The sequence below is a fragment of the Prosthecobacter fluviatilis genome (assembly GCF_042655725.1).
In the GTDB taxonomy this organism is placed as follows: Bacteria; Verrucomicrobiota; Verrucomicrobiia; order Verrucomicrobiales; family Verrucomicrobiaceae; genus Prosthecobacter; species Prosthecobacter fluviatilis.
On the sequence record NZ_JBHSMQ010000002.1, the window covers coordinates 452,672 to 474,060 of the forward strand.

The 21,389-nt window shown below is 61.0% G+C and carries 19 protein-coding genes; 7 read left to right on the forward strand and 12 right to left on the reverse strand.

Features of this window, described 5'->3' with window-relative positions; genetic code table 11:
- The first annotated feature begins 52 nt into the window (after positions 1 to 52).
- The 3 genes from ACFQDI_RS06845 to ACFQDI_RS06855 all read left to right on the forward strand — a co-directional run bounded on the left by ACFQDI_RS06845 (position 53) and on the right by ACFQDI_RS06855 (position 2,311).
- Entirely contained in the window at positions 53 to 829 is a 777-nt protein-coding gene (locus ACFQDI_RS06845; protein ID WP_377164760.1) for a nucleotidyltransferase domain-containing protein, read from the forward strand.
- Positions 830 to 947: 118 nt separating this feature from the next.
- The gene (locus ACFQDI_RS06850; RefSeq protein ID WP_377164762.1) at positions 948 to 1,532 is read left to right on the forward strand and encodes an HNH endonuclease; all 585 of its coding nucleotides are present in this window, start codon (positions 948 to 950) and stop codon (positions 1,530 to 1,532) included.
- Positions 1,533 to 1,705: 173 nt separating this feature from the next.
- Complete coding sequence (locus ACFQDI_RS06855) at positions 1,706 to 2,311, forward strand: HNH endonuclease (protein WP_377164764.1); 606 nt, start codon at positions 1,706 to 1,708, stop codon at positions 2,309 to 2,311.
- A gap of 6 nt (positions 2,312 to 2,317) precedes the next feature.
- On the opposite strand, the gene ACFQDI_RS06860 is transcribed toward ACFQDI_RS06855, so the two are convergent.
- Both ACFQDI_RS06860 and ACFQDI_RS06865 read right to left on the reverse strand, forming a co-directional pair.
- A complete protein-coding gene (locus tag ACFQDI_RS06860) occupies positions 2,318 to 3,235 on the reverse strand; it encodes a sugar phosphate isomerase/epimerase family protein (RefSeq protein ID WP_377164766.1) in 918 nt (305 codons plus the stop codon).
- 117 nt (positions 3,236 to 3,352) lie between these two features.
- Entirely contained in the window at positions 3,353 to 4,177 is an 825-nt protein-coding gene (locus tag ACFQDI_RS06865) for an amidohydrolase family protein (RefSeq protein WP_377164768.1), read from the reverse strand.
- A 91-nt stretch (positions 4,178 to 4,268) separates the two neighbouring features.
- Here ACFQDI_RS06865 and ACFQDI_RS06870 point away from each other — a divergent pair, with 91 nt between their 5' ends.
- Complete coding sequence (locus ACFQDI_RS06870) at positions 4,269 to 4,622, forward strand: DUF4339 domain-containing protein (protein WP_377164771.1); 354 nt, start codon at positions 4,269 to 4,271, stop codon at positions 4,620 to 4,622.
- 2 nt (positions 4,623 to 4,624) lie between these two features.
- On the opposite strand, the gene ACFQDI_RS06875 is transcribed toward ACFQDI_RS06870, so the two are convergent.
- Positions 4,625 to 5,410: an amidohydrolase family protein gene (locus ACFQDI_RS06875; protein ID WP_377164773.1), complete on the reverse strand. Its 786-nt coding sequence runs from the start codon at positions 5,408 to 5,410 to the stop codon at positions 4,625 to 4,627.
- A 160-nt stretch (positions 5,411 to 5,570) separates the two neighbouring features.
- Here ACFQDI_RS06875 and ACFQDI_RS06880 point away from each other — a divergent pair, with 160 nt between their 5' ends.
- The gene (locus ACFQDI_RS06880; protein WP_377164775.1) at positions 5,571 to 6,953 is read left to right on the forward strand and encodes an enolase C-terminal domain-like protein; all 1,383 of its coding nucleotides are present in this window, start codon (positions 5,571 to 5,573) and stop codon (positions 6,951 to 6,953) included.
- Positions 6,954 to 6,983: 30 nt separating this feature from the next.
- Here ACFQDI_RS06880 and ACFQDI_RS06885 read toward each other — a convergent pair whose 3' ends face one another.
- The 6 genes from ACFQDI_RS06885 to metX form a co-directional block, all read right to left on the reverse strand.
- Complete coding sequence (locus ACFQDI_RS06885; RefSeq protein ID WP_377164778.1) at positions 6,984 to 7,763, reverse strand: cyclic nucleotide-binding domain-containing protein; 780 nt, start codon at positions 7,761 to 7,763, stop codon at positions 6,984 to 6,986.
- Positions 7,764 to 7,819: 56 nt separating this feature from the next.
- Entirely contained in the window at positions 7,820 to 8,263 is a 444-nt protein-coding gene (locus ACFQDI_RS06890; RefSeq protein ID WP_377164780.1) for a 3-keto-alpha-glucoside-1,2-lyase-like domain-containing protein, read from the reverse strand.
- A 203-nt stretch (positions 8,264 to 8,466) separates the two neighbouring features.
- Positions 8,467 to 9,882, reverse strand: coding sequence for an outer membrane protein assembly factor BamB family protein (locus tag ACFQDI_RS06895; RefSeq protein ID WP_377164782.1), 1,416 nt, complete (start codon positions 9,880 to 9,882; stop codon positions 8,467 to 8,469).
- A 100-nt stretch (positions 9,883 to 9,982) separates the two neighbouring features.
- Positions 9,983 to 11,554 carry a TIGR03790 family protein gene (locus tag ACFQDI_RS06900; protein WP_377164784.1) on the reverse strand — a complete coding sequence of 524 codons (1,572 nt, stop codon included), beginning with the start codon at positions 11,552 to 11,554 and terminating at the stop codon, positions 9,983 to 9,985.
- A gap of 80 nt (positions 11,555 to 11,634) precedes the next feature.
- A complete protein-coding gene (locus ACFQDI_RS06905; protein WP_377164786.1) occupies positions 11,635 to 12,411 on the reverse strand; it encodes an MBL fold metallo-hydrolase in 777 nt (258 codons plus the stop codon).
- 11 nt (positions 12,412 to 12,422) lie between these two features.
- Entirely contained in the window at positions 12,423 to 13,628 is a 1,206-nt protein-coding gene (gene metX / locus ACFQDI_RS06910) for a homoserine O-acetyltransferase MetX (RefSeq protein ID WP_377164788.1), read from the reverse strand.
- Between the two features lie 160 nt (positions 13,629 to 13,788).
- Between metX and ACFQDI_RS06915 the strand changes: the two genes are divergently transcribed.
- Positions 13,789 to 14,727, forward strand: a complete 939-nt coding sequence (locus tag ACFQDI_RS06915; RefSeq protein WP_377164790.1) for a polymer-forming cytoskeletal protein — start codon at positions 13,789 to 13,791, stop codon at positions 14,725 to 14,727.
- A gap of 56 nt (positions 14,728 to 14,783) precedes the next feature.
- On the forward strand, positions 14,784 to 16,559 hold the full coding sequence (locus tag ACFQDI_RS06920; RefSeq protein ID WP_377164792.1) for a hypothetical protein: 1,776 nt from the start codon (positions 14,784 to 14,786) through the stop codon (positions 16,557 to 16,559).
- A gap of 3 nt (positions 16,560 to 16,562) precedes the next feature.
- Here ACFQDI_RS06920 and ACFQDI_RS06925 read toward each other — a convergent pair whose 3' ends face one another.
- Genes ACFQDI_RS06925 through ACFQDI_RS06935 form a run of 3 tightly spaced genes read right to left on the reverse strand, consistent with a single transcriptional unit; the run spans position 16,563 to position 21,305 of the window.
- Entirely contained in the window at positions 16,563 to 17,348 is a 786-nt protein-coding gene (locus tag ACFQDI_RS06925; protein WP_377164794.1) for an alpha/beta hydrolase, read from the reverse strand.
- 1 nt (position 17,349) lies between these two features.
- Positions 17,350 to 18,756: a DUF1501 domain-containing protein gene (locus ACFQDI_RS06930; protein ID WP_377164796.1), complete on the reverse strand. Its 1,407-nt coding sequence runs from the start codon at positions 18,754 to 18,756 to the stop codon at positions 17,350 to 17,352.
- 2 nt (positions 18,757 to 18,758) lie between these two features.
- Complete coding sequence (locus tag ACFQDI_RS06935) at positions 18,759 to 21,305, reverse strand: PVC-type heme-binding CxxCH protein (protein WP_377164798.1); 2,547 nt, start codon at positions 21,303 to 21,305, stop codon at positions 18,759 to 18,761.
- Positions 21,306 to 21,389 lie beyond the last annotated feature (84 nt).

The following is a 21,389-nucleotide window of genomic DNA, read 5'->3' on the forward strand; positions in this document are numbered from 1 at the left end:
TCATGGGCGGCGCACTTTTTTATTTCAATTCATTCCCCCCATCAAAAAAACCATGAAATCCAACAATGTCTCCGAACGCGTTCGAAGCGAGCTCTCCCGTCTCGAAACTGAGCAGGATGTCCGCGTGCTTTATGCCTGTGAAAGCGGCAGCCGTGCCTGGGGCTTTGCGTCCCATGACAGCGACTATGACGTGCGCTTTCTCTACGTGCACCGCCGCGAATGGTATCTCTCCATCGAGAGCCGGCGCGATGTGATCGAAGAGCCGCTCAGCGATGAGCTTGACGTGAGCGGCTGGGAGCTGCGCAAGGCGCTGCGCCTGCTGCGAAAAAGCAACCCGCCGCTTCTTGAGTGGATGAAGTCGCCGGTCGTGTATCATCACGATCCAGACTTTACCCGCGAGTTTGAAGAGCTGGCCGGGATGTTCTATTCGCCCCGGCGCTGTTTTGCGCACTATCTGCACATGGCCTCCGGAAACTGGAAAGCTTATCTGGAGGGCAGGGATCAGGTCAGTCTGAAAAAGTACCTCTACGTTTTCAGGCCGCTGCTGGCCTGCCGCTGGATCGAGCGCTCACTCGGCCAGGTGCCCATGCCCTTTCAGGAGCTGGTGGACGCCGTGCTCGATGAGCGCGAGGTCCGACTGGCGCTGGAGGCTCTCGTTGTCCGCAAACGTGCCGGCGATGAACTCAGCATGTCCGTGCCCGATGCCGTGCTTTCGCACTTTGTTGTCGCGGAACTGCAGAGACTCAAGGCGCTGAACGATCCCGAGGAATCCATGGGAGACCTGGATGAACTCGACCTCTTCTTCCGGCGTTACGCGCTGAGGAACTAGCAGGCGCTTCAAGCCCACCGGCAGCCTGGAAGGATTCCTTGTCTTTCCAGGCTGCCATTCATCCAAGAACGAACACCGCTGCCGGGAGGACCGTGCCCGCATTTTATCCATCCATGCCATGAAAGAACTCCTCACCAAATCCACCGTTCTGGTGCTCAACCGCAACTGGCAGGCCATAGCCGTGAAAACGCCGCAGGAGGCGTTCGGCATGATCGCGACCAGCGCGGCGACAGCGCTCGACATCGAAACGGACGGGAACATTCGCCCAGTGACATGGAAGGAGTGGCTGACACTGCCGGTGCGCGATGGGGACAACTCCATCGGCACCGTGAACGGTCCTGTGCGCGTGCCTTCCGTGCTGGTGCTGGCCCGCTATGACAGAGTGCCTAAAAAACGGCCCAAGTTTGGCGTGCGTGGCATCTGGGAGCGTGACGGCGGCGTGTGCCAGTACACGGGGCGCAAGCTGCGTCCTCACGAGGGGAACATCGACCACGTGGTGCCGCTCTCTCGTGGCGGACCCACCTCTTGGGACAACTGCGTCCTGGCAGACAAGCGAGTGAACAGCCGCAAGGGCAGCAAGCTGCCTGAGGAGGCCGGGCTAAAGCTGCTGCGACGCCCCGCCGTGCCCCGGGAACTGCCTGTGACTCAGCTGATCCGCAACACGCACCAGGTGCCGGATTGGGAGATGTTTCTGGCCAGGTGAAACGTGCTGCCGGGGGGAGGAGCCCTTTTCCGGCGGCATACGTCATTCCAGGAAGGAAACGATCTTGCCACTTGGCAAAAGGCAAACTCTCGCCAGCGTAACGGTCCAACATCAAGGAGCGGTCATACAAACGCCGCTTCTTCGTGCCGAAATTCCCAACTCAGGAGCTGTGCATGAATGAAACGTTGACCAAAACAACCGTACTGGTGCTGAATCGGCACTGGCAGGCCATCGACTCTAAAACGCCCGTGGAGTCCTTCAGCATGATGGCAGCGGGCAACGCAACCGCGCTGGACATCCACGCAGCCGGAGACATGAGACCCGTCACATGGGAGGAGTGGCTGAAACTTGAAGTCAGGGAGGGGGACAACAGCATCGGCACTGTGCACGGTCCCGTGCGTGTGCCCTCGGTGCTGGTGCTGGCCCGCTTTGACAAGGTGCCCAAGCGCCGCCCCAAATTCTGCGCCAAGGCGATCTGGGAACGTGACGGCGGCATGTGCCAGTACACGGGCCGCAAGCTGCGCCCGCATGAGGGCAACATCGATCACATCATCCCCGTCTCCCGCGGCGGCCTGAGCAACTGGGAGAACTGCGTGCTGGCGGACCGCCGCGTCAACAGCCGCAAGGGCAACAAGCTGCCCGAGGAGGCTGGTCTGAAACTGCTGCGCCGCCCGGCGGTGCCACGAGAGGTCCCCGTGACGCATCTTATCAAAAACCACCACCGCGTGCGCGACTGGGAGATGTTTCTCGCAGGCGGCACGGGAGTTTTTGAGGTGTAGTTTTGCTCAGCCCAGCTTGGCGCCCAGCTTTTTCAGCATGGCCTCAAGCATGCGGCCGTACTTGATGTAGCTGTCATACTGCTCCTTGGCCTTCTGCTCAGGGGAGAGCGTGTCTGCAGCACCTGCACCGTGGAAGACCACGGCGACGTGGGGCTCGATGCTGATGTAGCCGTTGTAGCCCGTTTCGACGAGGTCTTTCATGATGCGCTCGGTCTGGCCTTCGCCTTCGCCGGGGAAGGTGTAGACGGCGTCGTTCTTGGTCTTGTCCCAGATGCCATCTTTGACATGGACGTGGGCCATGAAGGGCTTCACGGCCTGGTACATCTCCCAGGAGTCTTGTTTGGAACCGGGCTTGTCGCGGTCGTCGATGAAGACCGGGTTGCCGGTGTCAAAAACCCACTTCATGCCAGGCACGGCCTCGGCCATGCGCTTCACGTAGGTGGGGCTCATGCCGCCCCAGTTCATGCAGTTTTCATGCACGACGGTGAGTCCGGCGTCTGCGAAGCGCTTGTTCACCTCGTTCATGCGCTTGATGCGCTCCGGGGCAAACTGCTCCTCCAAATCTTTGCCGGACTCGTCTTTGCAGACGGCGTAGCTCATCACGCGGATCAGCTTGGCACCGAGGCGCTGCATGCGAGGGATGGCGCGGCCGATTTCGGCCTCGGTGATGCTGAAGTCGTCGGTGATTTTCTTGGCCCAGTTGCCGATGAGGGAGCCGAAGCCGCTGACCTTCATGTTTTTCTCTGCCAGACGAGCGACGACCTTGTCGAAGACGGCATCTGGGATCTCGTGCAGATTTCCTTTCACGCCTTCGAACTCAACGACACGTGACTCAATGCTGTCCCAGCCGAGTTCCTGGTGGGCCTGGATTTGCACATCCAGGGATGCGCCTGCTTCATCTGCGATGCCGGTGAGTTTGATCATGGTCTGGGTGGGGTATTCGGGTGGGTAGGATTGATGGATGCAGAGAGCGGGAGCGCAAGGTCTGGCTTTGACAAAACGCGCTTCAGCCGGGCATCCCTGCGGTGCAGAGTGAAAATCTCAGGCCAGCAGACCGGCTGCGCTCTGCCAGTGCACCGCTGCGGCCTGCGCAGGGCTGAGCGCAGACTCCTGCATTTTGAGGCGTGCGGACTCCCAGTAAAACACAGGTGCGAAAGATCCAAAAACGAGGCGCTCCTGTGGCCAGGTTTTGAGCAGGTTTTCCACGCCGCCCACGCCCTCGATCATTGCGAAGTCGAGCCACACATTGGTGCAGTTTTGCAAATGACGCAGCAGCATGGCGGCATTTGCATTGAGGAGCATGATGCGCATGTCCTTCATCTCCTGCAGCATGGTGGAGAGCGGTGTGAGATCGACAGGGGACACGCGGACCCGCGGGTGCTGTGTGCGCTCATCTTCCATCTGCACCACCAGCTGAATCAGGAGCCGGTGCTTCAGAGCAAGGGGGAGCAGTTCTCGAAAGGCAGGGGCCTGCAAATCATAGCCGTGGTAGTTCGGATGCAGGCGAAGCACACGCATGCCGTGATCTTCCGCGCAGCGCTGCACATCATCCTGCCAGTCTGGCAGGGAGAGGTTTATAGTGCCGCAGGGACGCAGCATGGTACCCTGGCAGGCCTGGGCGAGATCACGGTTCACGACGGCCACGTCACGCCGGAGGAGTCCCTCAAAGGCACCGGCCCAAGCCTCCGTCACTCCGCGGGCGGCCAGGCTTTGAACAAACGAGGCTGTATTTTCGGCACCCAGCTGGCGAAACGGATTTTCCCCAAGGTAAACGTGGCAGTCGGTCAGTTTCAGATCTTCGGCTGAGTGCAGGGATGATGCGGCCAAGGCAGCGCTGGCGCGAAGCATGAAGTTCCGGCGGTTCATGCCGGTAGTTTGGGCTGTTCGGCGGCGGTGAAAAGCATTTCCTCCTGCCTTGCGCAGTTTTTGTGAGTGCGTAGTCTATCTGCATAATCCGATGAACTGGTACTATGACAACGCGGGTGCAGCCGAGGGGCCGATGGATGACCAGGCCATGACCGAACTGGCGCGTGCCAAAAAACTGGCCTCGGATTCACTTGTCTGGCATGCAGGACTGGAGGCCTGGCAGACGGTGGCTGCACTGGCGCCGACGTGGTGGGCTGCGTCGCTCCCGACTCCTGCCGGCATACCTGCTGCTAATGTGGCGGCCAGGAAGCTAGGCAATGATGCTTCAGACGCAGGCGCGCGCCGGCTGGCTGGGCCCAACGCGCCAAACACGACGGCCACCGAGCCCAAGGCGGCAGGAGGCTTCCTGCGGCGTCTCTTCGGCTTCGGCAAAAAGAAAGACTGAGATCAGGCCTGGATGCCTTTGGCCTGCAGGATAGGCCGCATGAGGCTGCGCAAGTTGTCGCAAAAGATCTTCTGTTTGTCGGCGTCGCTGATCTGTGCACCATGGACTTTCGCCAGCTGGCTGGCAAAGCTCCGCCCGCCGCAGTCGCTGCCATATATGACCCGCCCGGCGCCAAGCTCACGCACCGCCATTTCTGTAAAGCCTGCTGTGGGGTCTGAGCCGGCGAGGTCGGCATACAGGTTGGCCTGGGCCCGGATGGCTCGAATGCCCAGCTCCCAGGTGCCGCCCGTGTGGCCGCAGATGATGGGCACATCGGGGAAACGTTTTGCCAGCGCGACGAGGTCATCCGGTGTCGATTCACCGGGATAGTTGGCGGTGGTCTTGAACCAGGTGTGCTGGAAAATGACGGCTTTCAGCTCAGCGGCGCGGCGGATGATCGAGTCGATGGCGGCCACGTTGCATCTTTCTGCCACCCACAGTTTGACTCCCACCATCGGACCATTGGCCACGCAGCGCTCCAGTTCCGCCAGGCTTGCCTCGGGATGCTTGGCGCTGAGGTACACGAAGCCAAAAGCGCGGTCAGGATATTTGGCAATGGCGCGCAGCACTTCGCTGTTTTGCTGAACCAGATCGGCCGGCGTGGGGTCCTGCGACCACTTCAGGCCCATGTAAACGCACAGTCTTTCGATGCCCATGCGGTCGGCGTAGACGAGCAGCGCCTTGAGGCGTTCCTCGGGCGTGAGGCCGGGTACGCCGGACATGTGACAGTGCAGATCCCAGATGCGCATGCGGATGATGGTTGCGGCTCAACGGCGCAAGGCATGGTTTGTGCCGTGGCAGGGGAGGCCGTAAAATAAACGCCGATCTGCAGCCATGCATTGCAGAAGAAATGGGCGCCAGGGCACAGCTTTTCTTTGCGGGTGTGTGGCTGCGCTTCATTCTGCCCGCATGTCCACCACCAAGCCTACCGACGTCCGCGTCACAGCCGCCGAAGTTTATTTCCTGCCCATCACTATGCGTGTGCCGCTGAAGTTTGGCCCCGAAACCGTGACCAATGCGGTGTGCCTGCGGGTGCGTGTGACGGTGGCTGACCGCAGCGGCAAAACTGCGCAGGGCTGGGGCGAGACGCCGCTGAGCGTATCCTGGGTGTGGCCCAGCAGCCTGAGCGTGGCGGTGCGTGCGCAGCGCATGCAGGACTTTTCCACGCTGCTGGCCACAAGGCTGGTTGAGAGCGGATTTGCCGGCCATCCGATGGAGATTGGCGCGGACTTCATGCATGGTCCGCTGGCGGCCACCTTGAAAGAGGCCAATGCGGCGGCAGGCGGTGATGAGATGCCTTACCTGGGCTCTCTGGTGGCGTTCAGCGCTTTCGACATCGCCGTGCATGACGCCTATGGGGTGCTGCACAACCGTGACATCTATTCGACCTACAATGCGGAGTTCATGAGCCGTGATCTTTCCGCCTACATCACGCCGGAGGAGGACAGCGGGATCGATTTTAAAGGACGTTACCCGCAGGACTATCTGGTGATGGACGCGCCGAAACAGCTCCCGGTGTGGCATCTCGTGGGCGGTGTGGATGCGCTGGAGGCGGCAGATCTGACCGGTGCAGAGCCCAAGGACTTACACCCGCTGCTGCTGGCGGACTGGATCAAGCGCGATGGCTTGAAGTGCCTCAAGGTCAAGCTGCGGGGGACGGATGCGGCCTGGGATTATGAGCGCATGCAGCGCATTGGCCGCATCGGTTTTGCCGGCGGCGTGAAATGGCTGAGCGCCGACTTTAACTGCACGGTGAAGGAGCCGGGATATGTGAATGACATTCTCGACAAGCTGCTGCGTGACGAGCCGGAGATCTACGCCCGCACCTTGTATGTGGAGCAGCCGTTTCCGTACGATCTTGAAAAGCATCAGATCGATGTCCGCAGCGTGTCAGCGCGCAAGCCGCTGTTTCTGGACGAAAGCGCGCACGACTGGGAGTTTGTACGTCTGGGTCGCCGGCTAGGCTGGTCCGGTGTGGCGCTGAAGACCTGCAAGACGCAGACCGGCGCGCTGCTGAGCCTCTGCTGGGCCAAGGCGCATGGAATGCCGCTGATGGTGCAGGACCTGACGAATCCGATGCTGGCCATGATCCCGCACGTCCGCCTTGCCGCACATGCGGGCACGATCCAGGGGGTGGAGTGCAATGCCATGCAGTTCTACCCCGATGCCTCGCTGCCCGAGCAGGAGATTCACCCCGGCCTGTTCCAGCGGCGCAATGGCATCGTGGACTTGAGCACGCTCAGCGGCCCGGGATTTGGCTATCGAGCGGATGAAGTGAAGCGCAGCCTGTAAGCAGACTCTGCATCTCCGGTTTTATTCAGCTCACTCCAGCTGCTCGATGGTGATCGTGTAGCGGTGTGGGCTGTCGGCGTTGCCGAAGATGACTTTGTTTTCGCCGGTTCTCAGCAGGCAGGTGATGCAGCCGGCATCGACACTGACGTGTTCGCCGTTCACCCAGGAGCCAAGCTTGCTGCCGCGGTCCCGCAGAACGAAATGGCCGTGCTCGAAATCGACCTCGCAATGATTGCGCGAGAGCTGGTAAGGATGCGGTTCCTCAATGGAAAGATCGTTGCGGGCGAGTGACGATACTGCGGTGTCGAAGTAGGTGCGTCCGATACGGAAGGGCAGCTTGGTGATCGTTTTTTCCACAGCCGGATGATTGAAGCCTGTTTCTTCGTAGTGTGAACGGATCTTCACTCGGAAAACAGGCTCGGCGGCAGGCTTGGGTTTTGCCACCAGCGGCACGGTGGCATTGGTGGTGGTGGTCAGCAGCAGGTCAGTCCTGCGGATGCGCTCGAACAGAGTGGCCAGGTACACATGCAGGCGGTCGGGGCGCTGGATGATCTGCTGCTCAAACTCCGCCTCAGCGATGGTTTCCAAGGTGGTGTTTTCCAGCGCGGTGGCGGTGGCGGATCGCGGGCGGTCCATGATCATACCCATTTCTCCAAAGATTTCCCCCGGGCCGATCTTGGCGAGTGACTGGATGCCGTGGGCGGTGTTGATGGAGATCTCGACCAACCCGCTGACAATGAAGTAAGCCTCCTGGGACTTGTCGTTTTCACGGAAAATGACCTGACCTCGTTGAAAATGCTCGGTTGCCATGAGTTCGGAGGATATGGGGTGGTCCCGGGAGGTCAAGCCCTCACGTCGCGTACTTTTTAGAGGCGGCGTATCAAGACATGGCGGATGCGTGACTGCGTGGCATAACTGGCAAATCCGAAGGGTGCACACTTTTCGATGTCACCTGTGCGGAGGCCGAGCCTGCGGCCTTTGATGCTGGTATTGACGAACAGCTTGCCATTGATCCAGGCCAGCAGGTCCTCATCGCGCACTTCGATGCGGACCTTGTGCCAACGGTTGTTTTCAAAGTAGGCGTTTCCCCGGGTGGTGTTTTCGCTGGCGTCCAAGTCATCGATGCTGGAGATGCCCACAAGAGTGCCACCCCAACCGCCAACGATGAAAGAAGCGTGGGACTCAGCCACTGGAAAAGTCACGGTGCCAAAGAAGTCATTTCCCTCCACTCGCATGGCTTCGTATTCGATGGAGTAGCGGGTGGCCGGCAGTCCGGCGTTCTTCCATGAATGGAAGCATGCGCCAGTCATGGGCTGACCTGCAGATAGCGTGATCTCAGCCTCCCGGATGGTCACGGTGCCTTCCCCGGAAATTCCGGCGGCATTCCAGGCGTGTGAGAATTCGTCAGCGAGCAGCTTCCACTCTGCGCGTGGAGCAGGACCGCAGTGAGTGAGCACAAAAAAGAGGCAGAGCCAGACGGCCCTGCCTCCGAAAGAATGGATAGCCCAGCGCATCAGCCTTTCACGTCGTAGCAGGAGATGAACTCCTGATCTCGCAGGTAGAGCTTGCCGTTGCTGATCACGGGGTGGGTCCAGATTTTACCCTTGGGATTGCGCTGTGATGAGGTGGCCTGAAGCTTGAAACTGCTGACCTGCTGCCAGCCCTTCTTGGATGCCTCGACCAAGGCGACCGTGCCGTCATTTTCAGCGAGGCAGTAGAGCATGCCGTCTGCACTGGTCACTGCGCCTTTGCCGATGCCTTTGTCCTGCCAGACGACTTCGCCGGTTTTGAAATCCTGGCAGGTCCAGCCGCCTTTGTCGGAGTGGCCATAGAGCAGGCCGTCGATGAGGATCACGCCACCATGATGGTTGACCATGTTGGTGTTGGAGTACAATTCCGTGACAGTGCCACCGTCGATCTTCACCGACTTGCAGCCGACGCCATAGCCCGCAGCCACATACACCTGACCCTCGCTGAAAATGGGGGTTGGGATCACGGCGGTCTTGCCCGGGAATTCAGTTTTCCACAGCACTTTGCCCGCTTTGGAGACGCCCAGGATGCTGTTCATGAGAAGCTGCACATACTCGCGTTCGCCCCCTTGGGTGATGGGGATCACGGAAGAATACTGTGCATTTTCAGTCACGTCGCTAGTCTGCCATGCGACTTTGCCTGTCTTGGCTTCCAGCGCGGCGACGGCCCCCTGGGCGCCGCCCGGTGTCACAATGACAAGATCGCCATCCACCAGCGGGGATTCGGTGTATCCCCAGCCCTGAATCTTGCCGCCCAAGTCCTTGGTCAGGCTCTTTTTCCAGACTTCCTTGCCCGTTGCCGCATTCGCGCAGATGATCTCGCCTGTGCCGCTGGTGGCATAGACCATGCCGTTGGCTACAGTGGGGGTGGCGCGAGGGCCGTCTCCCCAGCCGTTTTTCAGGATGGGGCCCACAGGGGTTTCCCAAAGCTTTTTGCCGGTGGCGGTGTCGATGCAGATGAGCTTCTCCTCAGCATCATAGAGGCCCATGGTGTAGAGCTTGCCTCCCACAACGGCGAAGCCCGAATATCCAAGCCCGGCCTCCTCATTGACCCAAAGACGCTTCGGACCTTCTGAGGGCCACTTTTTGAGAAGTCCGGTTTCTTTGGAGATATCATCCCGGCCAGGGCCACGCCACTGCGGCCAGTCTCCAGGTGCGGCACTGCTGCCGCCGGCGGAAGCACCAGCACCAAGAAATGCCTGGTCTGCCTTGCTGAGAGCGGAGACATCCAGAGTGAGCAGTGCGCCATTGTCACGCTTCAGAGTGACTTTGCCTCCAGCCACCCTGACGAGCTCAGCTTTGATTTCATGGACGCCTGAAGCGTCCTTCCAAGTGCGGATTTCAGCGCTGGCCCCGAGGGTCAGGCAAAGAGACAACAAAACAGTGGTGGTGATCTTCATGGATGGGTGGGAATAAGCGGCTATGACCAAACGAGCGACAAGCCCTGGGTTTTAGCACGGACTGCCATTTTCGCCTCATTCTCTGCAAGGTCTGGAAGGTTCATCCTCCCATGTCCTGGAGCAGGGACTCGGCTGCAGTCGCAGCTCCTTGCTCCTTGAAGCGGGCATCTTTCAGTGTCTCGCGCAGCAGCTGGCGTGCAGCGTCTGCCTTTTCTGCCCGGCGGAGCATTTCAGCCCGGTAAAGCCTCAATCGCAGCAGTTCAGCGGCATCCTTGGTGGTGGATTCGGCATGCTCGAGCAAGTCGATGGCCTGCGGAAGCTTGGACTGAAGGGCAGAGAGCAATGCGGTGAGCTCAAGCAGCCGAGGCCTCTGGCGTTTCTCGGCGAACTCGGTGAGTGCGGTCTTGATGTGGCCGTCGGGTTCGCCAGCCAGGCGCAGCGCCATCCCCTGGTAGAGCGCATAGTCGCGGTCGGTGCCCTCGCCAAGTTTGCCCCCGATGCCCTTGCCGTAGGGGCGGTACAAGGGATCGCCCAGAACGACGTTCATCCATGAAAGCGCCGGAGTGGCATTCCATGCGGCCTCGCCGACGGTGAAACCTTCAAGGAGCCGCTTGTTGAAGATGTCAAAATGCAGCGTGAGCGCGAGGTAGGGCTCAAAGACATTGCCAAAGGTGACGGCGGCTCCGCGTGAGAGCAGCGGGCCAGCCCAGGCCTTGTCATGAGAACGGATGGTGCTGGCACTGAAAGAGTGCAGATGACAGGCGATGGCACCCCGCTTGAAGTGGAAGTCGGGGGAGGCCAGCGCTCCGACGATATGATCGGTGTACCAGCCAAAGTAGAGAATCGTGTCAGGCAGAGGCCAGCCAGCGCGCAGCAAGTCAGCGGAGCGGTCAACAAAGACGGGGATGCCGGCGTGGCGGTAAGATTCGGCGCTGTTTTTGAGCCAGTCTTCACCTTCCTGATAGGCCCCGGTTTTCTGCGCGAGATCAATGACGGCACGGCCGAGCAGCCCGGTCTGCTCGGCATAGATGGCATCGTCGATCATGCGTCTAACCGTGGTGTCGTCGGGGCCGTCCAGCCGGCCGACGATCAGAAGGCCAGATGTGTGCTGGGCGCGGGGAAAGCGTGTCTGCTGGTCAAAGTAGGGGTTGCGAAGGCCGCCTTTTACCGGCGGGTTGTTAAGGCCAAGCACCGCCAGTTCGGAATCGACGCTGGCCTCATCCTCTTCCGACTGCCGGGGTTTCTGCGCAGAACGGCGTATTTGGAAAGGCACACCGCGCATGAGAACCAGTACGCGCACCTTGCCGGAAGCTGCGGCGGGAGTGGGGGCGCCGTCTCCGGTGAGCGGTTTGCCAGGCTGTGGCGGCTCGGCATTCCACCAGTGCCCTTTCTCAAAAACCTGCAGCAGCGGGCCACGCAGCTGGGACTCAAACTCGCCACGTGAGATCGAGTCCTCCTGCGAGCAGCGCAGGCCGATGACGTGCTCTTTCGGGATGTGGCGCTTTTCGGCATAGAACATCGCGAGCTCCCTTGAGCCGGGAAAATCAAGGTTGAAAACCACGGCTGTTTCCGCTGCGGCATCCCAGTCGGCTACGAGTTGGGCGCGGGCTGGGAACGCAAGCAGCAGCAGGAGGAAACAATGGCGAATGGCATGAGTGAAGGGCCCGGCCATGCGGCAGGCTCCGCGCCAGCATGGCTGCGCAGGGGGAATGAACTGTGGGTTATTCGTCATTCCTGTGCGCAAGATGCATTTCAAGTCCACTCAAGCTTGAGTCCGTCATAGGCAATGTTTACGCCGGGAGGCAGCCTGGGATCTTCCACAGCATGCATGATCTCGCACTGGATGTGGGTAAACCAGGTCTGTCGGGGGCGGAGTTCGCGCTGCACAGCCAGGCTCTCCTCAAAACTCATGTGGGTGGGGTGCGGCGTGTGGCGCAGGGCATCGATGATGAGGGTGTCCACGCCATGCAGCAGCTCGATGGAGTGGGGCAGCAGCGTCTTGCAGTCCGGGATGTAAGCGCAGAGCTTCTTGCCAGCACGGGTGAAGAGGTAGCCGATGGTGTCCACTTTTCCATGCTGGACAGGCAGGGGGGTGATTGTCGTTTCACCCAGGTGAAACGGGCCGTGAATGGGTTTTGGGAAGGGCTTGAGATAGCCTCGATAGCGGTTTTCACCATTGAAGGCATAAATGAACATGCGTTCCAGCACGGCGAGGCATTCCGGAGTGCCATAGATCGGCAGAAAATGATCCGCCTCGGTGGTGAACCGGCGCAGGTCATCGAAGCCGGTGAGGTGGTCCATGTGCGGATGCGTGAAGATGGCGGCATCCAGGCTGCGGATGTTTTCACGTAGGCACTGCATGCGGAAATCCGGCCCGGTGTCCACCACCCATGCGGCCTCCGGCGTGCGGATGTAAACGGAACTGCGCAGCCGCTTGTCCCTAGGGTCAGGGCTGCGGCATACCGCGCAGTCACAGCCGATCACGGGAATGCCGACAGAGGTGCCGGTGCCGAGGAAGGTGAGCTGCATGGTCATGGAGGCTATTCAACTTCCTGCACCGGGCGGTCCACCGAGCCTTTGTTCCAGCGGCCATCAAGGGTAAATGAGAGATGCGGGGTGTAGAGCTGGGGTTCGAGGAGGAAGGAGTCGTGACCTTTGTCTGAGTGTACGGTGATGTGCATGCTGGAAACCTCGGCTTTTTCGAGGTGGCTCACCAGCTCTGCCTGCTCCTCAGGGTAGAAGCAGAAGTCGCTGTCGATGCTGAAGACGAGGTAGTGCTGGCCGGCGGCGGCGCTGCGGGCGAAGAGCTCGCCGTAGGTCTGCACTCCGGCGTCCCGCAGCGGATCGTAGCGCAGCCACATGTCGGCAATGCGCAGGTAGGTGTTTGCATCGAAGCGTTTCACAAACTTTTTGCCCTGATGCAGCATGTAGCTCTCCACATTGTGCTGCACGCGGTACCAGGAGAGGGTGTCTCCGCCATTTTTCACATCCTGCCGGGCACGGCGCTCGATGGCGTCGAGATGGACAAAGGTCTTGTGGCTGATCATGCGCGCCAGCGCCAGGCCGTATTCGGGAGCTGCACCGTCGTAGAAATTGCCGCCGCGGAAGTGTGGGTCGTTTTCGATGGCCAGGACCTGCTCAAAGAGTGTCAGGCGGGTGAGCACGGTGGTGCGGCAGCCGCTGGCGATGGGAACCACGAGCCTGACGCGCTCCGGGTAGAGGGTGGCGAGGTTGATGGCCAGCAGGCCGCCAACGGAGGCCCCGATGACGGCATGGAGCTGCTGGATGCCCAGCGAGTCCAGCAGCGCCAGCTGGGATCTGACGACGTCGCTGGTGCGCACTTCCGGGAAGGCGCTGCCATAAGGGCTGCCGGTGGCGGGGTTGACGGATGCCGGGCCGCTGCTGCCGTAGCAGCCGCCGAGGTAATTGGCGCAGATGATGAAGTAGCGCTTGGTGTCCAGCGCCTTGTCCGGCCCGATGAAAAGATCCCACCAGCCGTTGTGGCAGTCTTCGGTCCAGCGCTGATCGGTTCCCGGCACCTCGGTGGTGACGCCCGCCGCGTGCTGGCTGCCGGAAAGGGCATGAAAAAGCAGGATGGCGTTGGATTTGGCGGCGTTGAGCTTGCCGTAGGTTTCGTAGGCGACCGTGATTTCTGGCAGCTGGGCGCCGGAGGCAAAGGTGAATGGTGCACTGGCGCTACCGGTGTGGAAAAACTTGGTTTCTGCTGTTTTGACGGCCTTTGACATGAGGCGTGGAAGAAACAGGATTTTGGAGACGCGGCAAGGCTGATTGCTCTTCGCCTGTGGCTGAATGTCAGGATCAGAGGTTGGCCGGTGCCCGCCTTGAATGTGCATGAGTCCCGCTCTTTAGTGCCGGAACTCCGGCTGCCAGCTCCAAACATCATCCATGCTTGATCCGTTTGCCACTCTCGAAGAAGCAGGTTTTTCGCTGCGGAGCTGCGGCGGCGTGGACCGGCTGGCGGGCTGGTCGGCAGAGCTGATCTCATGCCTGGACTGGACGCGGGTTTCAGATCTGGCGCGTGCGATAGCTGCCGAAGCCGGCTGCGAGCTGGCGGGATCACGGATCATGCCGGATGCGGCAGTTCTGTTTGGCATGATTGAGGAGCCCCGCTCTGCCAAGGCACGACGCGCGATGGTGAAGACCGCGCCATGGAACGAATGGGGGGCCACACCCGAGACGGTGCATCGTTTCGCGCAGGAGGTGCGCACCGCGCGCGACACCCGTGGCATTTTGATCGCGCCGGCAGGCTTCAGCCCTGCGGCGCTCAGTGCGGCGCAAGAACTGCGCATCGAAGCAGTGGATGCCGTGGCACTGGATGCCGCAGTGCGGGCGCTGCCCGGTGAGAAAAGTGACTTTCTCTTCGTCGTCACCACGGCGGGAGACTTTGCCACGCCTTCCTGCCCGATCTGCATGAAAAAGCTCAAGCGTGTTGAGCAGGCCGTTCTGGAACTGCCATCCCGCACGATAGATACTGACGGGCTCTATGCTGACAGCATCGTTTGTGACCGACTCGAAGTGACGGCCGGTTGTGAGGTCACTTTTCTGCAGGAGGTGCGTGCCCGGTCGATCAGCGTCTCAGGATACGTTTCGGGTGATTTTGTTTGTGAGGGGCCGGTGATTTTGGAAAAGGGCGGGACTCTGTCGGGGAAGGTGGCTGCCCGCTCGCTGGAGGTGCGTGATGGCGGTGCGCTGCTGGGGCAGTTCCGCATTCTGGAGGGCAAGCTGGGATCTTTTGTAAAGCCCGCGGTGCGCTGGCACTGGCGCTGCACGGGTGCGGATGGCCAGCACCAGTGTGCAAGGGTGGTTTTCGAGCCGCACCAGTAACGCCGGGTGCGAGATCGTTCTTGGCACGCAGGGCACTGCTGTGGCATGTAACGGGCATGTCTTCCACCTCATCCGGCCCCGGCGCTCTGCTTCGACTGGTGTTCTACGCCGCCGCCATCGTCATGGCGCTGCTGCATGTGTTTGTGACCTTTCGCGGTCTGAGCAGCGCCGAAGGCATGAATCAGGCTCAGCTCGCACGGCAGATCGCCCGTACGGGATCGTATCAAACCCACGTGATCGAACCCTATGCCTGGTCGCAGATGGAGGCTGCGCAGAAGCCGCCCTCCCCGCTGGCGATGCCGGAAACCGTTCAACCACCGCTCCAGCCTTTGCTGTGGTCGGTGGCCTTTCGTTTCATGAAGCGCTGGGAAGTTTATGACCCTGCCACCGGCGGGGCGATTTTTCTGCTGGACCGTGTGATCGCGTGCTTTGGAGTGACGTGGTATTTGCTCACGATCTTTTTCACGCATGGCGCAGCTCGGAAGCTGTTTGACGAACAAGTCGCCTCCATCTCGGCGATTGCGCTGCTGGTATGCGAGCCGGCCTGGGAGCTGATGGTCAGTGGTGCGCCGAGGGCTTTGCTGGTGCTGCTGTTTGCACTGGCGTTCCGGCTTTATGCATCAGCAGCCGGGCGTGCGCTGGACAACCGGGGCATGTTTGTGCCGCTCACGCTGCTGGGGATCGTCTGTTCGCTGATGCTGCTCACGCACTGGATGGCCCTGTGGATTGTGGTGGGGATCGTTGTCGGTCTGGCGGTTTTTCTTCCGCGTGGCAGGGCTGGAGCGCTCGTGGTGGCCTTGCCGCCGGTGCTGACACTCGCCGCCTGGGGGTGGTGGAACCTGCAGCTCTGCGGTGATCCGTTGGGGGGTATCAAGGCCTTGTTTCAAGCGCAGTCCTCAGCTGTGGCGCATGATCTGCTGCTGCGAGACTTCTCCCCCAGTGTGCCTCTGCTGCAGGTGGATGACCTGCTGCGGCGCGTCGGTCTCGGCTGGCAGGATCAGCTGGGGCTGATCATGGCACATCTGGGCTATGCGGTGCCTGCACTGCTCTTTTTTCTTGCTCTCATGCACCGCTTTCGCAAGGCGGATGCGGTCTCCGCGCGCTGGACGCTGGCCGTTATTTTTGCCTGCGTAACCATCGGCATGGGACTCCTGGGCCTTGCTGAAAAGGAGAAGGACGACAATGCGCTCTACATTGTGCTCATGCCTGCGATGTGCACCTTTGGTGCGGCGATGCTTGTGGTGCTGTGGTCGCGCTTTCAAATGTCCGGTGACTTCATGTCACGCTGGGGGGCGCCGCTGGTGGCTTTGCTGATCACTGCGCTCCCCATGGCCGTGAATCTGCCCGTTCTGATGAAGTTTGGCCTTACCATGGGCGGCAAGATCCCGCCGCACTGGCCGCCATTTTTGCCGGAGCGCGTTTCCATTTTGCGCCAGATCATGGACAAGCATGAGTTCGCCATTTCTGATGCGCCTGCCTTTATCGCCTGGTACGGAGATGTGCCCTGTGTGGATCTTTGCACCCAGCGCGGGGACTACGAGACCATGAAATCAAAAGCTGAGGCGCAGGGTGCCAAGCTGGCCGGTTTTATCATGACGCCCGTCTCTGCCAAGGTCGAGCGTATCACTGACATCTACACCGGCCCGTATGCCGAATGGCGTGATCTGATTGTGCGTGGGCCCATGCTTGCCTTTGACCGTGATTTTTCCCCAAGCCCCGAGTTTCCTTTCAAAAATCTCATCCCCCTTGTCGGCCAGACAGTGGGTGACAAGGAGCACCTGAGCCTGCCGATGGTGTTCTATACAGACAAGTCGAGGTCTGTGAAGAAGTAGCGGCTAGAGGGAGAGGCAGGCTTTGAAAAAACGCAGTGTGTCTGCCAAATGCTCATGCCAGTAGTCCCAGGTGTGGCCGCCGAAAAACTCCTCGTAAACATGAGGAATGCCGGCCGCCTGCAGGTCGCGGTGCAGGGTGCGATTGTGCTCGATAAGTACGTCTTCTGAGCCGCAGTCGAAGCGCAGGTGCGGCAGACGCGCGGTGAGCTTGGCGCAGTCGATGACCGCCAGGGGATCAGTGCCAGTGAGATCAAATTCGGCCAGGGACTCCTCCACGAAGCCCTGCATCTGCGTGACGTGGGTGATGCTGCTGTGCGCGCTGATGGCGACGAACTTTTTGGGATGCAGCAGGCCCAGACGCAGCGCGCCGTAGCCGCCCATGGAGAGGCCGCTGATGAAGCGGGGTGCGTCCTTGCAGCGGGGATCAATTTCCGCCGCGGCTTCGGGCACCTCATTCACAATCCAGGCGGCGTAGTCGGCATCGCTGTGTGGGGCATAGCCGGAGCCGTCTCCCCAGAGGCCGTCGGAGGGCATGGCCAGCATCATGGGCGGCAGGTTTTCCTCTTGGATGAGCCGGTCCAGCACCTCATGCGCGCGGCCTTTGTACAACCAGGCCCAGTGACTGCCGTAGACGCCGTGCAGGAGGATGACGAGCGGGAGTTTCTCCGACGTGACACCTGATGGCACATAAAAGCTGATGTCTGCGCGGCGGTGAAGGGCGGCGGATTTGACCGTGGCATGATGAATGCCGCCGCCAATGTGGGCTGACTCAAAGGTGCGGAAACTCATTTCACGCGAGGATGTCTTTGATGACCTTGGCTCCCTCCACGCCGCTGAGGCGTGCGTCCAGCCCCTGGAACTTGAAGCTGAAGGCATCGTGCTGAATGCCGAGCTGATGCAGCATGGTGGCGTGGAGATCGTGAACGGTGGTGACTTTGTCGATGGCGGCGTAGCCGAGATCGTCTGTGGAGCCGTGAACGATGCCGCCCTGGATGCCTGCGCCTGCAAGCCAGACGGACATGGCTTTGTTGTGGTGGTCGCGGCCGCTGCCGCCCTGGGACATCGGAGTACGGCCAAACTCGCCGGCCCAGACGATGAGGGTCTCCTCCAGCATGCCGCGCTGCTTGAGATCGGTGATGAGCGCCATGCAGGCGCGGTCGATCTCCTGCGCCTTGAGGGCCACGCCTTCTTTGACACCGCCGTGGTGGTCCCAGTCTTTGTGATAGAGCTGGATGAAGCGGGTGCCGCGCTCTGCCAGACGGCGTGCGAGGAGGCAGTTGGAGGCAAAGGTGCCATCGCCGGGCTGGCAGCCGTAGAGCTCCAGCGTTTTTGCGCCTTCAGCACTGACATCCATGAGGTCAGGCACGCTGGCCTGCATCTGGAAGGCCATTTCGTACTGGGCGATGCGGGTGGCGATTTCGGGATCGTCCACCATGGAGCTGCGCTGCTTGTTGAGCGCATTGATGGCGGCGACATCGCGGCCCTGCTGATCGCGAGAGATGCCGCCGGGATTGGTGAGATACAAAACGGGGTCGCCCTGAGCGCGAAGCTGCACGCCCTGGTATTTGGAGGGAAGGAAGCCGCTACTCCACTGGCGGGCGGCAATGGGCTGATTCTGCCCGCCTTTGCCGAGCGAGGTGAGGACGACGAACCCTGGAAGATCTGAGGCTTCGGTGCCCAGGCCGTAGGTGATCCACGAGCCCATGCTGGGGCGTCCGGCAATCTGTGAGCCGGTATTCATGAACATGTGCGCCGGATCGTGATTGATGGCGTCCGTCGTCATGGAACGGATGAGGCAGATGTCGTCGATCACACTGCCGATCTGCGGGAAGAGAGAGCAGATCTCGATCTGGTTTTTGCCAAATTTGGCAAAGGGATGCTGCGGGCCGAAGCAGTTGAGGGGCTTGCCCTGGAGCTGCGCAAGCTGCTGGCCCTTGGTGAAGGACTCAGGCATGGGCTTGCCGTCCATTTCAGCCAGCTTGGGCTTGGGGTCAAAGGTCTCCAGATGCGAGGGGCCACCCGCCATCGTCAGCCAGATGACGCGCTTGGCCTTCTGTGGCAGGGGCAGGGCACGCAGGACACCCCGTGTGGGAGCGGCCTGGGTATGCTCCAGGAGTGAGGCAAGCGCCACCGCTCCAAGACCCTGGGAGGTTCTGCCGAGGAAGGCGCGACGGTGGAGCGGGGATGGCGTTTGCATGATTACTTTGAACTCGGTTTCTTGCCCAAATTTTTCAATTCTTGTTCCGTCCACATGGCCGTGCGGCCCTTGGTCTGAGTACGGATGGCGGTGACCGCCTTGGTGTCCACCGGAGAAGCGTTGTGCTCCCACTCGCGGCGGATGTAGGTGAGAACACCGGCGACGTCTTCATCAGTAAGCTGGGGCAGGGGAGGCATGGCGAGATTGAAGCTGCGGCCACCGACTTTCACAGGGCCGGCGAGTCCGTGCATGATGATGCGCGCGGGGAGCTCCGGCTTGCCGAGGACCCACTCGCTGTCCACCAGCGGCGGGGCCAGACCATCCAGACCAAAGCCGTGCGGTTGATGGCAGGCGGCGCAGAGGGTGGCGTAGATGGTTTTGCCTTTTTCATAGAGGGCGGTTTGAGCTTCGTTTAGAGGCACGATTTTCGGAGGTGGTGGCGCGCCTGGTTTGCCGGGCCATGCGAGGCGGGCCTCCACGCTGGTGAAGAGCTTTGCAGAGGTCTTGTCCGTCATGGCGGCTTTCAGTGTCTTGAGCGTCGCGGGTTCGGCATCGAGCCAGAGCAGTTTGGGCGGGGTTTTGGACTTTGGATCCGTGCCGCTGGTGGCGAGGCCCTTGATGGCGGCGATTTGAACTGCGCCGCCCTGTGGCTGGGCGGCGGCGAGCTCGAGCATGTCTTCGAAAGGACCGGCCTTGTTGGCGGATGCGAGGAGGGTGCCGAGGGCTTCGATCACGGGAGTAATGCTGGCGCTGTTGGATTTGGAAAGCTGGGCGGCCAGCAGCTTGGCAAAGGCGGCTTCTCTACCGCGCAGGCCGGTCAGGGCACCTTCGCGGACGAGGGTGTTTTTGCCGTGGCTGGCGAGCAGCTTGGCCACGGCGGTGTCGGCATCCGGGAGATTGAAGGAGGTGAGCTTGATGGCGAGATGCGCGAGCACGAGGGCGTCTTTTTCGGAGGTAAGCGCGATCAGGTCAGGGGCGAGATCGCGACCGGAAATGCGCACGGCGGCGGCGCGGACCTGGGCGTCTTTGTCTGTGAGCGCGGTGCGGAGCAGATCTGGTGTGGCGGCGGAGAGGCCGTCGAGCGTCCACAGGGCGTGCAGACGTGTGAGGGGAGAGCCGCTGGCGAGCAGCTCCTTCAGCGCGGGAATGGCGGAGGCATCGCTGGATTCCACGATGAGGCGCTGGGCAGTGTCGCGCACCCAGCCATTGGCGTGCGTGAGCATTTTGGCGTCCTTGTTTACCTTCACGGGCTGCGGGCGGTCCTGGGTGTCCGGCACGATGCGCCAGATGCGGCCCTGATTGAAGGGAGTCTCCAGCTTGCGGTCCTTGATGTTGGCGATGAGGTAGTGTGTGAGGAAGCTCTGGTGCTGGATGATGCCGCGATACATGTCCACGATGTAGAGTGCTCCATCGGGACCGTCGGCGGCGTTTACTGGACGGAAGCGCTCATCCGTGGAGGTGAGGAATTCGGTGGTCTTGGCGGTATTCGTTGCCGTGACGATGCCGTCCTTCTCGCTCATGGTGAAGCGTTTCACCAGATTGGCACAGGGCTCGGGTATGAAGGCATTGCCACGGTAGGCAGCAGGGAAGGCATCGCCACGATAGATCAGAGCGCCGCAGGTGCCGGTGGGCTTGCTCAGTGTGCCGTCTGCGCGGAGGGATTTGGGATCGTAGCCACGGTTTACTCCCGGAGTGGGATGGGAGGGGTAGAGAGTCTGATCCGCGGCCACCTTGGCATTGACGCTGGTGGCGTTGCGCAGGAGCGGATTGCGGGTGAAGGCCTCCGTGGGCAGGAGGTCTGCACGCAGCATGTCGGAGTTGTAGTTGAAGTAGAGCCTGCCGTAGTTGTCCTGGCAGAGGCCCCACTGGCCGCGGCCGAGCCCGCTGTCCTTCTGCCACACGCCGCCGCGCAGCTTGAAGCGGGTGGAGTAGCCGGCGCTCCAGATGGCGTTGTCCATGGCCCAGACCGGAGTGTTGGCCATGTGCTCAGGCTGGCCACCGAGGGTGCCGTAGTCACTGGTCACGACCTCCTTCACATCGGCCTTGCCATCGCCGTCGGTGTCTTTGCAGAAGAAGAGATTGGGCGGCTCGGCAACGAGGACGCCGCCGTTCACGGCCATGACTGCGCGGGGCATGACGAGCTTGTCGAGAAACGGAGTGACCTTGTCCATGCGGCCGTCGCCATCGGTGTCTTCCAGCAGGGAGATGCGGCCGGTGGGCTCGGTTTCGCCAGCGCCGGCGAGGTCGTGCATGTAGCCACGCATTTCCACCACGTAAAGGCGGCCCTGGTCGTCAAAGCTCATCGCTATGGGGGACTCGATCATCGGCTCGCTGGCCACGAGCTCGATGCGGAAGCCTTTTTCGATCTTGAAGGTCTTCATCTCCTCTTCCCAAGAAAGAGGAGCTGGAGGTGGCAGCTTGAACTTCAGCTCGACCTTTTCCGGGCCGGCGTTCTTTTCATTAATGGCCAGAGCCGGAGGTAGAACGGATGCCGCCAGCAGAAGCAGCGACGTGCGTGTGATGAGGGTGGTGAACCTGGGGGAAGGCATGGGGGTGCGTTTTTTTAATGCGAGCGGGGTAAGGGGGAACCAACCAGAATTCCGGTCGAATCCTAGTCGCTCAATAACCAATTT